Genomic DNA, 14,171 nt, shown 5'->3' on the forward strand with positions numbered 1-14,171 from the left:
GGGCCCGGGCGGCGGCGCGCCGGCCCGGCCCCGGCCGTTCCGGCGGCCCGGGACCCGGCTCCACCCCCGGGCCCTCCGGGGGACAACCCGGGGGGATAACCCCACCCCACGTCCGCCAGCGGACTCCATGGTCCGCCGCACCCCGCCTTCCTAGCCTGGAACACGTCGACCACCGGCGACGATCCACGAAGGAAGGCCCACCATGTCACCCCGCCGTTCCCGCCCCCGGCCCGAGCCGACCGGCCACCCCGCCGCGTCGTTCGGAACCGCCCCGCACGCCGCGATCGAGCTGCGCGGCGTCCGGCGCAGCTACGGCCGGGGCGCCGAGGCCGTGCACGCGCTGCGCGGCATCGACCTGGCGCTCGGCCGGGGCACGTTCACCGCCGTGATGGGACCCTCCGGCTCCGGGAAGAGCACCTTCCTGCAGTGCGCGGCCGGCCTGGACCGCCCGACCGCCGGCGAGGTCCACCTGGGCGGCGAGGAGATCACCCGGCTGAGCGAGGACCGGCTGACCAAGCTGCGCCGCGGCCGGATCGGGTTCGTCTTCCAGTCCTTCAACCTGCTGCCCTCGCTGACCGTGCTGCAGAACGTGCTGCTCCCGCTGCGTCTCGCCGGTGAGCGCCAGGACCGCTCCCGGGCCCGCGAGCTGCTCGCCCGGGTCGGCCTCGGGGAGCACGCCGGGCGCCGGCCGGGGCAGCTGTCCGGCGGCCAGCAGCAGCGGGTGGCGATCGCCCGGGCGCTGATCACCGACCCGGACGTGGTGTTCGCGGACGAGCCGACCGGCGCGCTGGACACCCGCACCGCGCACGAGGTGCTCGGCCTGCTGCGGAACGCCGTCGACACCATGGGCGCCACCGTCGTCATGGTGACCCACGACCCGGTGGCGGCCTCCTTCGCCGACCGGGTGGTGTTCCTGGCCGACGGCGCCCTCGCCGACGAGCTGTACCGGCCGGACCCGAAGACCGTCGCCGACCGGATGGTGTCGCTGACCGCCCGCCCGCTGGAGGCGGCGGCATGAGCAACGGACTCGCCCGCGCCTCGGTGCGCTTCCGCCCCGCCTCCTTCGTCGGGACCTTCGTCGCGCTGTTCTTCGCCGCCGCCGTGATCACGGCCTGCGGCACCCTGCTGCAGACCGGCATCACGGCCTCGGTGCCGGCCGCCCGGTACGCGGACACCCCGGTCGTGGTCGCCGCCGACCCGACCGTCGGCATCACCTTCCGGGAGGGCGAGGACACCGACACCGAGGAACAGCCCGTCCCCGACCGGGCGCGGGTGGACGCGGCGCTGACGGCCCGGATCGCCGCGCAGCCCGGCGTGGCGGCCGCCCGCCCGGACAGCGCGTTCCCGGTGCAGGGCGGGCCGGGCGGCCCGCTCACCGGCCGGGGCTTCGCCGCGCTCGGCATCGCCGGCCCGCAGGACCGCCTGGTCGAGGGTCGGGCCCCCGGCGCCGGCGAGCTCGTGCTGGACGCCGACACCGCGCGCGCCGCGCACCTGGCCCCCGGCGGCACCGTGGCGCTCACCGCGCCCGGCGGCGGCGGGAACTACCGGGTCTCCGGCCTCGCCGCCCCGCAGTCGGCCGGGCCCACGGCCTGGTTCGCCGACCAGCAGGCCGACCGGCTCTCCGGCCACCCCGGCCGGGTGGACGCGATCGCCGTCCAGCCCCGCGAGGGAGTGACCGCCAAGGCCCTCGCCACCCAGGTCGGGACGGCCGTGGGCGACGCCGCCGAGGTGCGGACCGGCCGGGACCGGGGCGCCGTCGAGCAGCCGGCGCTCGCCGGGGCCCGCGAGGCGCTGGCCGGGATCGGCGGCTCCTTCGGCGGCATCGCCACCATGACCGCCGTGTTCGTGGTGGTCTCCACCGTCGCGCTCGCCACCGGCCAGCGCGCCCGCGAGTTCGCGCTGCTGCGCGCCGTCGGCGCCACGCCCCGGCAGATCCGCCGCACCATCGCCACCGAGGCGATGCTGGTCGCGCCGCTCGCCGCCGCGAGCGGCATCTTGCCCGGCGTCGGTCTGGCCCGCTGGTGGTTCGGCGGGATGGTGGAGCGCGGGGCCGTCCCCGAGGCCGTCGAACTGTCCGTCGGACCGCTGCCGCTGGTCGCCGCGGTGGCGCTGTGCACGCTCGCGGCGCTCGCGGCCGGCTTCTTCGCGGCCCGCCGCCCGGCCCGGATGCGGGCCAGTCAGGCGCTGGGCGCGGCCGCCGTCGAACCGTCCCGGCCGGGGTGGATCCGCACCGGCCTGGGCCTGCTCTTCACCGTCGGCGGCATCGTGCTCGCCGGGGTCGCCACCGGGCTGAACGGCACCGACGCCGCCAACACCGCGCTGGGCGTGGTGATGTGCTTCCTGACGGCGGTCGCCCTGCTCGGCCCCTGGGTGGCCCGGGTCGCGGCCGGACTGCTCGGGGCACCGCTGCGGGCCGGTGGCGCGCCCGGCTCGCTGGCGGCCGACAACACCCGCGCCAACGCCCGTCGGCTGGCCTCGGCGATCACGCCGATCGCCATGGTCACCGCCTTCTGCGGCACCCTGCTGTTCATGCAGAGCACCGTCCGGCACGAGAGCGGCGAGCAGGTGCGGGCCGGTCTCACCGCCGACCACGTGCTCGGCTCCACCGGCCCCGGACTGCCGGCCGCCGTGCCGGGGGCCGCCGGCGCCGCCGGGACCCCCGGGGTGGTCGAGCGGGCGGCCGGGCTGCCCGGTGTGGAGGCGGCCGTCGGCGTGCTGCGCACCGGCGTCGTCTACCGCGACGGCCACAACCTGGACTCGGCCGCCGCACTGGGCATCACCGGCGACCCGTCCCGGCTGCCGCGGGTGCTCGACCTCGACGTCCGCACCGGCTCACTCGCCGACCTGGGCCGGTCCCCGGACACCGTGGCGCTGGACGCGACCCTGGCCTCCGCCCTGGGCGCCGAGGTGGGCGAGCGGGTGCCGCTCTGGCTCGGCGACGGGACGGAGAGCAAGCCGCTGGTGGTCGCCACCTACGGGCGCGGGCTGGGCTTCGGCCAGGTGCTGCTGCCGAGGGCGGCGGTCGCGGAACACGTCACCGCGGCCTTCGACCAGCAGGTGCTGGTCGCGGACGCGCCCGGCGCCGACCGGGCGGCGGTCGCCCGGGGGCTGGCGGGGCTCGGCGTCCCGGGAATGACCGTCAGCGACCGGGCGGGCTTCGCGGCGCAGGCGGACAAGGACCAGGAGATGGGCGCCTGGGCGAACGCGGTGATGGCCGGGGTGCTCGGCGGGTTCGCCGCGGTCACGGCCGCCAACACGCTGGTGATGACGGTGCTGGACCGGCGGCGCGAGGTGGCGCTGCTCCGGCTGGCCGGGACCACCCGGGGGCAGGTGCGCCACATGATGCGCTGGGAGGCGCTGCTGGTGGCCGCGACCGGTCTCGGCGTCGGCGCGGTGATCGCCTGGGTCACCCTGGTGCCGGTCACCCGGGGCCTCACCGGCGCCACCCCGTACGTGCCGCCGGGGACGGCGCTGCCGCTGGCCGCCGGGGCGGTGGCGCTCTGCCTGGCCGCGACGGCCCTGCCGGCGAGGGCGCTGCTGCGGGCCAGTCCGATCGCGATGAGCGGCGGCAAGCAGTAACGGTTCGGGGGAGGAAGGGCGCGGAGGGGGAGGGGAGCGGCGCGGGGAGGGGCGGCCTTCGGGTCCGGCCCCGGTCCACCGAGGGCGACGGGGGTGTCGTCGGTGGACCGGGGCCCTTCGCGTGCCCGGGGCCGCGCGGGCGGGGACGTCCGTGGGGACGTCCGCGAGTACGCGGGACGTACGCGAGTGCGCGGCGACGTCCGCGCGCGTTGGCGTGCACCGGGCCCGCGTGCGTGTGCCCGCGCGGGCGGCCCCGCCCGCGCGTGGGCAGGCAGGGGCGCGACAGGGGCTCGCGGCGGATGTCCGCGCGGGGGCGTCCCACCGGCCGTTCGGGTGACAAAGCCGCGCCGAAACGCCGCGCGAGAGTGGTCGTCGGTCGTAAAGCCCTTGAGCCACACCGATAGTGATGTGTGATCAGTTACGCTCACGGCCGCGTCCGTCCAGGTGGCGCGCGCCCGTAGTGCCCACGTCACACCCACCCACCCCCGCGCCGAGCACGTCCGGCATGCCGTCGTCCGGCCTGCCCGCTCCGCCGCGGTGCCCGGCAGAGAGAAGGCCGACCGTTGAGCAGTCCCCCCGTGGCCCGCACGCCCCGCCTGCCCCGCCTTCCTCGGCTCGCCCCGGCGAGCCCGTCGGCCCCGGCCCGGGCCGTCCCCCGAGGGGTCCGTGTGCCGCGGCTGCTGCTGCGGGTCACCGCGACCGCGTCGGCCGTGCTGGGGCTGGCCCAGACGGTACTGGCCGGCAGCTTCCTGAACGGCCACTACGAGGCGCTGCGGGCGCACGAGCTGGCCGCGATGGCCCTGGGCGGTCTGCTGATCGCCCAGCTGCCGGTGGCCGCGTTGGTCCGCCGGGGCGGGGGAGCGGGCGGCGCGCGCGGGCCGTGGTGGCCGCTCGGCGCCACCGTGCTGCTGCTGGCCGCGCTGGGGGCGCAGATGGGGACCGGCTACGAACGGGCGGTCGGTGTGCACGTCACCCTGGGCGTGCTGCTGGTCAGCGGGCTGCTGTTCGGCCTGGTCGGCGCCTGGCGGCCGGTCGCGGCGCCCTGGGTGACGTCGGTCGCCGAACCGGTCGCCGGACCGGCGACCGCTCCGAGTACGGGGTCGGACGCCGGTTCCGGGCCCGGGTCCGACTCCGGTAGCGGCTCCGGTACCGGCGACGGCGGCTCCGGCCGGCTGCCCCGGCCCACCGGCGCGGGGGCCGACGCGGTGGAGGTGGCGCCGTGAACCGCCGCCGGTTCCTCGGCGCCGGCGCGGCCGTGCTCGGCGCGGGTGCCGTCGGCGCCCTCGCCGGCCCCGCGACCGCCCGGCTGCTGGCCGAGGCCCGACCGGGCCGACTGCTGAGCAGCGAGGTCCCGCTGCCGGCGGCGTTCCAGGTCCCGCTTCCCGTCCCGGCGGTTCTCGCCCCCGTCAGCTCCGACGCCACCGCGGACCACTACGAGATCACCCAGCAGGTCGCCCGGCTGGAGATCCTGCCCGGTCTGCGCACCGAGGCCTGGACGTACGGCGGGACCTTCCCCGGCCCGACCCTGGTGGCCCGCTCCGGCCGGGAGATGGTGGTGCGGCACCGCAACGAGCTGGCGGTGCCCACGGTGGTCCACCTCCACGGCGGTCACACCCCGGCCGACAGCGACGGCTACCCGGTGGACCTGCTGCTCCCGGTCGGCTCCTCCGCCGACCGTTCCACCTGGGCCGCCCACGCCGACCACGCGGACCACGCGATGGCGGGCATGGCGGGCATGGTGGGTATGGCCGGAATGGCGGGCGCCGCGGACCGCTCCCGGACCGTCACCGGTGAGCGCACCTACGCCTACCCGTGCCGCCAGCGCGCCGCCACCCTCTGGTACCACGACCACCGGATGGGCTTCACCGGCCCCGCCGTCTGGCGCGGCCTGGCCGGATTCCACCTGGTCCGCGACGAGGAGGAGGACGCCCTGCCGCTGCCGCGCGGCGAGCGCGAACTCCCGCTGATGCTCGCCGACCGGTCCTTCGCCGCCGACGGCTCCTTCGCCTACCCCGCCGCCGACGCGACCCTCGCCGTCCCCGGCGTCACCGAGGACTACATGAACGGGGTGCTCGGCGACGTCGTCCTGGTCAACGGCGCCCCCTGGCCGCGCGCCGCGGTCGACCGGGCCCGCTACCGGCTGCGCGTGCTCAACGCCTCCAACGCGCGCCTCTACCGGCTCGAACTCGACCCCCAGCCGTCCGGCGGCGGCGCCCTGGTCCAGATCGGCGGCGACGGCGGCCTGCTGGAGCAGCCGATCGCGCACGACGCGGTCGAGATCGCGCCCGCCGAGCGCTTCGACCTGGTGGTCGACTTCTCCCGCTACCCGGCCGGCACCCAGGTCCGGCTGATGAACCGGTTCGGCAGTGGGCGGACGGAGGAGGTCATGCTCTTCGACGTCTCCTCGCGGCCCGTGCGCGACGACTCGACGGTCCCCGAACGGCTCTGCACCCTGGAGCGGCTCGACCCGGCCGCGGCCGTCACCACCCGGACCTTCGGCTTCCGGCGCAGCCGCAACGCGGGCTGGACGATCAACAACCAGCCCTACGAGCCGGGCCGCTCGCTCGCCCGGCCGGCGCTCGGCTCCACCGAGATCTGGCGGTTCTTCTCGGACGTCCACCACCCCGTCCATGTGCACCTGAACTCCTTCCAGGTGCTGTCCCGCAACGGCAAGGACCCGGGGCCCTACGACGCGGGCTGGAAGGACACCGTGGACCTGCGGCCGGCCGAGGCGGTGCAGGTGCTGGTGCGGTTCACCGACTACGCGGGGACGTACATGCTGCACTGCCACAACCTGGAGCACGAGGACATGGCGATGATGGCGGACTTCGTCGTGGAGTGACCGGCGTTCCCCCGCCCGTTCCCCCGCCCGTTCCCTTACCCGTTCGGCGGAGCGCGGGCGGGGCGACCGGATGGCCCGCCCCGCCCGCCCGTCCGCCCCGCTCCGCCTCCGGCGCGGGCCGTCCGGTGGTCCGGTCCCGACATGCCGCGCCGCCGGGCGTGATCTAGCGTCGCGGGGAGGCCCGCAGGACGACGGGGCCCGCAGCAGGACGGACCCGCACCACGGGACCCGCAGGACGGACCCGCACCGCGGACCCGCAGGACGGACGCACGGAGGAGTCGCGCATGACCAGTCCGACCGAACGCCGGCGGCGCGGCCGGGCCGCCCGCGACCGCGTACCGCGTTCCGCCCACGGCCCCTGGATCCCGGCCGCCGACCGGCCCGACCCGCTGGCCGTCCTGGCCCGGCAGGCCGAGGACCGGCTCGCCGACCTCGGGCCGATCCGCTACGGGCGGATGGCCGAATCGCCGTTCGCCTTCCTGCGCGGCTCCGCCGCCGTCATGGCCGCCGACCTGGCGGCCGTCCCCGACACCGGTATCACCGTCCAACTCTGCGGTGACGCCCACCTGTTGAACTTCGGCGTGTACGCCTCGCCGGAGCGGGCGCTGCTCTTCGACGTCAACGACTTCGACGAGACCTACCCCGGACCGTTCGAGTGGGACGTCAAGCGCCTCGCCGCCAGCGTGGCCGTCGCCGCCCGCGACAACGGCCACAGCGAGGAACAGGTCCGCCGGGCCGCGCTCACCGCCGGGCAGGGCTACGCCACCGCCGTGCGCCGTCTCGCCGGGATGGGCGAACTCGACGTCTGGTACGCCCGGATCGACACCGAGGACATCCTGCCGCTGGTCGGCAAGGCCAGCCGCCGCAAGCGCGTCGAGGCCAACCTGGACAAGGCCCGCCGCCGCACCAGCCTCCAGGTCTTCGGCAAGCTCACCGAGAAGGGCGAGGACGGGCGGCGCCGGATCGTCGACGACCCGCCGCTGATCGAGCGGCTGCCGGAGGACGAGCTGCGCCTGGTCGGCAAGATCTACGGCGACTACCGGGCCACCCTCGCCGAGGACCGCCGCGTCCTGCTCGACCGGTTCCAACTGGTGGACGTCGCGCGCAAGGTGGTCGGCGTCGGCAGCGTCGGCACCCGCTGCTTCATCCTGCTGCTGTCCGGGCGGGACGAGAGCGATCCGTTGTTCCTGCAGATCAAGGAGGCCGGGCGGTCCGTGCTGGAGGAACACCTGCCCGTCTCCCGACCGTCCGCCGAGGCGCCGGTGGTCCACGGCGGCCGTCGGGTCGTCACCGGTCAGCACCTCATGCAGGCGGCCAGCGACATCTTCCTCGGCTGGACCACCGGCCCGGCCGGGCGGCACTTCTACGGCCGCCAGCTGCGCGACATGAAGGGCTCGGCGGACATCGCCCGGATGACGCCCGCCGATCTGAGGCAGTACGCCGACCTCTGCGGCCGCACCCTCGCCCGCGCGCACGCCCGCTCCGGCGACCGGTTCGCCGTGGCCGGCTACCTGGGCCGCTCGGACGCCTTCGCCGAGGCCATCGCCGACTTCTCGGTCCGGTACGCCGACCGGACCGCCGCCGACCACGCCGAGCTGCTGGCGGCGATCGACGACGGCACGGTGACGGCGCAGCGGGGCGTCTGAGGGGCTGGGCGTCCGGCCAATAGGGCATCGATGTTATTGGTTGGTCGACCAATAAGGTGCCCGAAGGGTTGGTCGCCTGGCCAATAGTGCGCCCGAGGAGCTGGATGCCCGAGGAGCTGGATGCCCGAGGGGTTGGGTGCGCGACCAATATGGCGCCGGGGCAATTGGTCGCCCGGCCAATAGTGTGTCGGGCCGGATCGGTCCCGTCCGAGAGTTCACCGGGCCATTCCCTCCGGGGAATGGCCCGGTGGCCCCGTTCCGGCTACAACTGGCTGTCGTGGACTTTCCCAGCACGCTCCGCGAGCGCCGCACCGGCCGCCGCCTCAGCCAACTCGAACTCGCCGGCCGGGCGGGCACCACCCAGCGCCACCTCAGCTTCATGGAGTCGGGCCGGTCGGCGCCCGGGCGCGGCATGGTCGTCCGGCTCGCGGAGTCGCTCGACCTGTCGCTGCGCGAGCGCAACGAACTCCTGCTGTCGGCCGGTTACGCCCCCGTGTACGCGGAGTGCCCGCTCGACGGGCCCGAACTGGCGCCCGTCCGGTCCGCGCTCGGCCACATCCTGGAGGGCCATCTCCCCTATCCCGCCGTGGTGGTGGACGGCCGGGGCGGCATCGTCGCGGCCAACGCCGCGCTCGGACTGCTGACCGAGGGAGCAGCCGCGGAGCTGCTCGGCCGGGGTGCGAACGCCTACCGGCTCGCGCTGCACCCGGCCGGGCTCGCCCCGAGGATCCTCAACTTCGCGGCGTGGTCCCGGCATGTGCTGGCGGCGACCTCCCACCTGACCGAACTCCACGACGAACTCGCCGACTACGTACCGCCCTTGGAGGACGCACCGGCGGCCCGGGACCACCTGGGCTTCGCCGTCCCGCTGCATCTGCGCAGCCCGTACGGCGAGTTGCACCTGATGACCACGGTGACCACCTTCGCCACCGCCGTCGACGTCACGCTCGCCGAACTGCGCCTGGAGGCCTTCCTGCCGGTCGACGAGCCGACGGCCGCCGCCCTGCGCGCCTACGCGGAGCAGGAGCCGGGGGATCAGAGCCCGGGGAACTGGTAGTCGGTCGCGATCCGGTCGTCCTCGTCCAGTACCAGCACCTCCACCCCGCCGCCGAGCACCTCGTCCTCGCCCGGGCGCACCATCACCCAGCTGAGCTTGACGGCGTCGCCGACCCGGATCGCCTCGCCCTGCTGGCGGAAGACGTAGTCGCCGTTGGCCACGAACTCCTCGTGCGCCCGGGCCACCCGGCGCTCCAGGGCGTCGTGGCCGCGCGCCTCCAGTACGGTGTCCGCGAAGCCGAGTTCGGCCGCACGCTCGCGCATGTCCTCGGGCGGCTGGAGCAGGTGGACGCCGCCCGCCGCCCACAGCTCCTCGATCGCGCGGCGCCGCCGCTCCGGGGCGGGCTCGTTCCAGAGCGCGACATAGCGGTCGGCGATCCGCTGCGCGGTGCCGGTCCCGGTGCCGACGCCAGTGCTGGTGCTGGTGCCGGTGCTGCTGCTGGTCTTCGTGCTCATGGTGACTTCCTCGTTCCCCTCGTGGTCGTCCTTCGCGCCACCCATCCTGGGCGGTGGAGGGAGGCCCGACAATTCCCGGCGGGGAATGCCGACGGCCCGCCCGGGGGCCCGTCCGTCGGCGGGGGATAGCCCCCGCCGAGTGGTGGATTGCGAACCGCCGGGCCCCCGCCGAACGGGGGTGACCGCACCCGGGACGTGCACCAACCACCCTTGCCGGCGGGGCCTCTGAGGCGCAATCGGGGCGCTGTTCACTTGTCGGACATGTCTTCGACAACCTGATTTCTCGTCAGTAACATGACGATCCGCGCGGCCGTGCGGGCCGCGCTCCCCCTTGCCGCCACCCACCCTCGTTCCCGGGCGGGCGCGCACCGTCCGTGCGCCGCCGCCCGTGCGGAACACCCCGCTGAAAGAGCCCCGGTGAAGAGTCCTCTCGTCCCGGCCGTCCGGCCTGCCCTCGCCTCCCTGCTCCTGCTCGGCGTCGCCGCCTGCGGGCCCGCCTCCGGCGACGGACGGGCCGCTTCGGTCGCCGTCGACGTGCCGCCCGCCGTTCCCGTCGCCGCCACCGGCGCGGCGAACCCGGCGGGCCCGGCGTCCGGCGGATCCCCGACCGCGCACGCCTCGACCGCCGCCCGACCGGCCGGAAAGGCCGCCGCCCCGGCCCCCGGCGGATCCTCCGTCGCCGCGGCCCCGGCCTCCTCGGCCCCGGCGGCTCCCGCCGTCCCGCCGCCGACGGGCGCCGCCCCGCTGCCGCTGCCGGTCGCGGCCGCACAGCCCGGCGCGCAGACCGTGGCCGTCGGCACCCCGTCCGCCGACGGCTCCGCCGCCACCCCGGTGGCGGCCACCGACCTCCGGCTCACCGCCTACGACCCGGCCGCCGGCACCGCCGTCCTGTCCGCGCCCGCCGCCTCCTCGGCCCCGGCCTCCGCTCCCGCAGCCTCCGCTCCCGCCGCCACTTCTCCCGCTGCCTCCTCTCCCGCAGCCTCCTCGCCCTCTGCCGTCCCGGCCCTGACCCAGGCCGTCCAGCCCGGGCGTCTGCTCGCCAGTCCGCCCACCGACGCCGCCCCGCAGGGCGCGCTGCTCGCCGTCACCGCCGTCCACCCCGGCGCCGGCAACACCCTCGCTCTCGCCACCCGCCCGGCCACCCTGCCCGAACTGCTCGGCGCCGCCGAGGCCGACGGCACGGTCCCCGTCGACCCCAAGGCGATCAAGGTCACCCCGCTGGTCAAGGACGTCACGGCCACCGTCGGCCGGGAGAACGGCACCACCAAGGCCGAGGCCTCCGGCACCCTCGAGGTCGACGCCAAGGCCCCGATCCCGCTGCCGGGCGGCGCCACCGCCGAGGCCACCGGTGAACTCGCCCTCCACCCGACCGTCCGCTTCGCCTACCACGGCGCCGGCGTCGGCACCCCGCGCACCGCCTCCATCGGCTTCGACCTCGGCGCCCGCGCCCACTGGAAGGTCACCGGCGACTTCGCCCGCGCCACCGCCGCGCCGGTCCGCGTCCCCTTCGCCAAGCTCCAGGCCAGCCCGGTGCTGACCGTCGCCGGGCTGCCGGTCGTCGTCAACCTCGCCCTCACCTGCTACCTGGAGGTCGGCGCCGACGGCCAGGTCCACGTCGAGGCCGAGCAGGAGGCCACCGGCACCTGGGCCGTCCGTGCCGACTGGACCGGCGGCGGCCGCGGCTGGACCTCCGCCGCCGACGCCCCCGACACCAAGGTGTCCCCGGTCCACGTCCGCCTCGACGGCAAGGCCTCCGTCCGCGCCGCCCTCGGCACCGAGGTCAGCGTCGGCCTCTACGACGCGGTCGGCGTCGAAGCCACCGTCGCCCCCTACCTCCAGGCCAAGGCCGACGGCTCCCTCGCCGTGGACGTCCCCGGCGGCACGCCCCGCGTCCAGGGCAGTTGGGGCCTCGTCGGCGGCATCGACCTCAACGGCGCACTGCTCGCCCACCTCAAGATCTTCGGCACCCCCCTGATCGAGGGCCGCCTCCCCCTCCCGCCCTTCCACCGCGAATGGCCCCTCCTCACCGGCACCCTGCCCACCCCGCCGGCCCCGAAGGGCTGACCCGCCCACTTCCGACCGAACGCCCCTCTGCCGCCAGCTCCGTGCGGCAGAGGGGCGTTCCGCGTGCGGAGATCCAGGGGCCTGCCGCGCAGGAAGTCGGCGGGTCCGACCTCCTGCGCTTGGCGGGCTCGATTCGCCGCCGTGGCAGGGCCGTGCGGTCGAGATCCGGACGGCCACCGCCGGCGGCGTTGTCAGTGGCCCGTGCCAGGATCCGGTTCATGCTGGAGATCACGGTGCGGACGGAAGACGACCGGGACCACCCGCGGCCGGACGCCGAGGCGTTGGCCGGGCTGGTGCGGCGGATCGGGGGCAGGCGGGACCGCTTCCTGGTGGTCGAGCGGATACCCGACGAGCCGGACGTCTATGTGCAGGTGTGGCACGAGAGCGGGGAGGAGTACTCCTTCGAGTACCGGGACGGCGGCGCCGACCGGCACTTCCAGGTGAAGCTGGACGACCCCGAACCGGTGATCGCCGCCATGGCCGCCTGGGCCCGCCGCGAGCCGGGCTGGGGCGAGGGCTTCGCCTGGGAGGCACTGGAGTTGGCCCCGAAGTGACGCGCCGTCCCTGGGCGGCGGCACGAGTCCGTCACCGACAGGGCACGGAAACGCCCGCGGAGCGGAGCCTCGCCTCGGTGAGCGCGGTCAGCCGGGCCGCGACCGGTGCCCGGTCCTCGCGGTGGTTGTTGATCAGCTCGTACTGGGCCGAGGCCTTGGCCCAGGCCCGCAGGCTGGCGCGATCCCCCAGCAGTGCGGGATTGGCGAGGTAGCGGTCCGCCATGGCGGCAGCGAGTTCCTCGATTCTCGGGTCGTCCGACTCCCAGCTCTCGGCCTCCCACCCGCGCCTGGCCAGGTCGACGTACTCGGGGTCGTCCAGCCCGTGTTCGAGCTGGGTCAGGAAGCCGTCGAAGCCCTCCGGCACCAGTGCCCGGGTCAGCACCAGGGCCTCGCGTTGCGCGGCCACGTAGTCGGGGTCGAAGCCGAGGCCGGGCATCCGCGCCAGGACCGCGCAGGCACGGTCCGGCAGCAGGGCCCGGTCGCCGTCGGCGAGCCGGTGCAGCGTGTCGCGTCGGGTCACCAGCTCGTCGATGCGTTCGGTGAGCTGTCGTCCGACGTCGGCGAGCGCGGCGCCGAACCGCACGGCGTCGGCGTCGAGCATGGGCCCGATCTCGGCCAGCGGCACGCCCGCGGCGGCCAGTGCCCGCACCTGTACCAGCTTCAGCAGGGCGCCGGAGCCGTACCGCCGGTAGCCGGAGCTGTCGCGTGCCGGCTCCGCGACCAGGCCGAGCTTGTGGTAGTGCCGCACGGTCTTCACCGTGACGCCGACGAACGCCGCCGCCTGCCCGATCGTGACTCCGTTGCTCATCGGCCCAGCTTGCCGCAGAGGACCTCGTCGACGAAACGCTGTTGGGCGGTCAGGAACGCCGGCGCTATCGAGAGGTCGGCATCGTCCACCCAGGTCAGTCCGGCGGTCAGGGTCCTGCTGCCGTCCGGGGTCCCGTACATGAGCGCCGCCGAGCCCATGGTGGCGCCGTTGTGGTGGAAGACGGTGCCACCTGCCGTCTCCTGTGCGAACACCCCCAGGCCGTACCCGGCGGTTGCCTCCGGTGTGCGCATCTCGGCCAGCAGCTCGGGCGGCAGGAGCCTGCCGCCCATCAGCGCGGAGAAGTACGTGTGCAGGTCCCGGGTGGTCGAGATCATGTCGCCGCCGGCTCCGACCCAGGACGGGTTCTGGCGGGTGACGTCGACCGTCCGTTCCTCCCCGGCGTCCTGGTAGCGGTAGTAGCCGTGGTTGTGCGGTTCGGGGATCTCCGGTGAAGTGCCCGGCGCCAGGGTGCCGGTCATCCCCAGCGGCCCGAGGACCAGCCGCCGCAGCTCCTCGGCGAACGACCGGCCGGTGACCCGCTCGATCACCAGCCGGGCCAGTACGTAGTTGGTGTTCGCGTAGCTCCAACCCGTGCCCGGCGCGAACCGCGCCGGCTTGGACAGCGACAGCCGCACCAGCTCTTCGGGCAGGTAGGTCCTGAACCGGTTCTCCACCCACTCCTTGCCCTGCCAGGGGACCCCGAGCACGATCGTCCCGTCCTCGTACAGTTCGCCGGTGTGGTTGAAGATCCCGCTGGTGTGCTGGAGCAGCATCCGCACGGTGATCCGCCGGTCGAGGCCGAACTCGGGCAGGTGGTCGGCGGCCGGGGTGTCCAGGCCGATCCTGCCCTCGGCGACCAGCAGGAGCACCGAGGTGGCGACGAAGCTCTTGGTGCTGCTGCCGATGCGGAAGTGCCCGTCCGTCAGCGTCCCGGCGCTCCCGCCCAGCTCGCTCGAACCGGCGCCGCCGACCCACTCGCCCCGCTCGTCGTTCACCCGGAGCTGGATCCCCACGAAACCGGCGTCGGCCAACTCCTCGATCGCTCGCCGCAGCTCCGGACGGTCCTGCGCCTGGTCGGAAAGGTCGGTGGACATGGGTGCTCCTTCGCATCGGTCGGTCCGGGTCGGCCGGGCCGTTGCGACGAGCCTCCACCCTGACCCAAGGTC

General features: G+C 75.5%; 11 protein-coding genes. 8 read left to right on the forward strand and 3 right to left on the reverse strand.

What is annotated here, in order from left to right:
* Positions 1–202 precede the first annotated feature (202 nt).
* The 6 genes from ACW14Y_RS30565 (at position 203) to ACW14Y_RS30590 (ending at position 9,124) form a co-directional block, all read left to right on the forward strand.
* Entirely contained in the window at positions 203–1,018 is an 816-nt protein-coding gene (locus ACW14Y_RS30565) for an ABC transporter ATP-binding protein (protein ID WP_380301681.1), read from the forward strand.
* Positions 1,015–3,579, forward strand: coding sequence for an FtsX-like permease family protein (locus ACW14Y_RS30570; RefSeq protein ID WP_456984092.1), 2,565 nt, complete (start codon positions 1,015–1,017; stop codon positions 3,577–3,579). Before ACW14Y_RS30565 ends, ACW14Y_RS30570 begins: the two co-directional genes overlap by 4 nt.
* A gap of 668 nt (positions 3,580–4,247) precedes the next feature.
* On the forward strand, positions 4,248–4,802 hold the full coding sequence (locus ACW14Y_RS30575; protein ID WP_456984093.1) for a hypothetical protein: 555 nt from the start codon (positions 4,248–4,250) through the stop codon (positions 4,800–4,802).
* Positions 4,799–6,421 (forward strand): multicopper oxidase family protein, encoded by a 1,623-nt coding sequence (locus ACW14Y_RS30580; RefSeq protein WP_456984095.1) that lies wholly within the window; start codon positions 4,799–4,801, stop codon positions 6,419–6,421. The genes ACW14Y_RS30575 and ACW14Y_RS30580 overlap by 4 nt, the downstream gene beginning before the upstream one ends.
* Before the next feature lie 284 nt (positions 6,422–6,705).
* Positions 6,706–8,067 carry a DUF2252 domain-containing protein gene (locus ACW14Y_RS30585; protein WP_380301689.1) on the forward strand — a complete coding sequence of 454 codons (1,362 nt, stop codon included), beginning with the start codon at positions 6,706–6,708 and terminating at the stop codon, positions 8,065–8,067.
* Between the two features lie 277 nt (positions 8,068–8,344).
* Complete coding sequence (locus ACW14Y_RS30590; protein ID WP_380301691.1) at positions 8,345–9,124, forward strand: helix-turn-helix domain-containing protein; 780 nt, start codon at positions 8,345–8,347, stop codon at positions 9,122–9,124.
* Here ACW14Y_RS30590 and ACW14Y_RS30595 read toward each other — a convergent pair.
* Positions 9,103–9,579: a hypothetical protein gene (locus ACW14Y_RS30595; protein WP_456984096.1), complete on the reverse strand. Its 477-nt coding sequence runs from the start codon at positions 9,577–9,579 to the stop codon at positions 9,103–9,105. The genes ACW14Y_RS30590 and ACW14Y_RS30595 overlap by 22 nt on opposite strands.
* Before the next feature lie 417 nt (positions 9,580–9,996).
* Between ACW14Y_RS30595 and ACW14Y_RS30600 the strand changes: the two genes are divergently transcribed.
* A complete protein-coding gene (locus tag ACW14Y_RS30600) occupies positions 9,997–11,643 on the forward strand; it encodes a hypothetical protein (RefSeq protein WP_456984098.1) in 1,647 nt (548 codons plus the stop codon).
* Between the two features lie 218 nt (positions 11,644–11,861).
* On the forward strand, positions 11,862–12,197 hold the full coding sequence (locus ACW14Y_RS30605; protein ID WP_380301697.1) for a hypothetical protein: 336 nt from the start codon (positions 11,862–11,864) through the stop codon (positions 12,195–12,197).
* Positions 12,198–12,228: 31 nt separating this feature from the next.
* Here ACW14Y_RS30605 and ACW14Y_RS30610 read toward each other — a convergent pair whose 3' ends face one another.
* Both ACW14Y_RS30610 and ACW14Y_RS30615 read right to left on the reverse strand, forming a co-directional pair.
* Positions 12,229–13,005 (reverse strand): MerR family transcriptional regulator, encoded by a 777-nt coding sequence (locus ACW14Y_RS30610; protein ID WP_456984100.1) that lies wholly within the window; start codon positions 13,003–13,005, stop codon positions 12,229–12,231.
* A complete protein-coding gene (locus tag ACW14Y_RS30615; protein WP_380301701.1) occupies positions 13,002–14,099 on the reverse strand; it encodes a serine hydrolase domain-containing protein in 1,098 nt (365 codons plus the stop codon). The genes ACW14Y_RS30610 and ACW14Y_RS30615 overlap by 4 nt, the downstream gene beginning before the upstream one ends.
* Between the last annotated feature and the right edge of the window lie 72 nt (positions 14,100–14,171).

It is taken from the genome of Kitasatospora sp. cg17-2 (assembly GCF_054031055.1).

What these genes read in the sequence shown, in the direction of transcription:
- ACW14Y_RS30565 (WP_380301681.1), top strand. Translation starts at nt 203, where the DNA reads ATGTCACCCCGCCGTTCCCGCCCCCGGCCCGAGCCGACCGGCCACCCC.
- ACW14Y_RS30570 (WP_456984092.1), top strand. Translation starts at nt 1,015, where the DNA reads ATGAGCAACGGACTCGCCCGCGCCTCGGTGCGCTTCCGCCCCGCCTCC.
- ACW14Y_RS30585 (WP_380301689.1), top strand. Translation starts at nt 6,706, where the DNA reads ATGACCAGTCCGACCGAACGCCGGCGGCGCGGCCGGGCCGCCCGCGAC.
- ACW14Y_RS30595 (WP_456984096.1), bottom strand. Translation starts at nt 9,579, where the DNA reads ATGAGCACGAAGACCAGCAGCAGCACCGGCACCAGCACCAGCACTGGC.
- ACW14Y_RS30605 (WP_380301697.1), top strand. Translation starts at nt 11,862, where the DNA reads ATGCTGGAGATCACGGTGCGGACGGAAGACGACCGGGACCACCCGCGG.
- ACW14Y_RS30610 (WP_456984100.1), bottom strand. Translation starts at nt 13,005, where the DNA reads ATGAGCAACGGAGTCACGATCGGGCAGGCGGCGGCGTTCGTCGGCGTC.
- ACW14Y_RS30615 (WP_380301701.1), bottom strand. Translation starts at nt 14,099, where the DNA reads ATGTCCACCGACCTTTCCGACCAGGCGCAGGACCGTCCGGAGCTGCGG.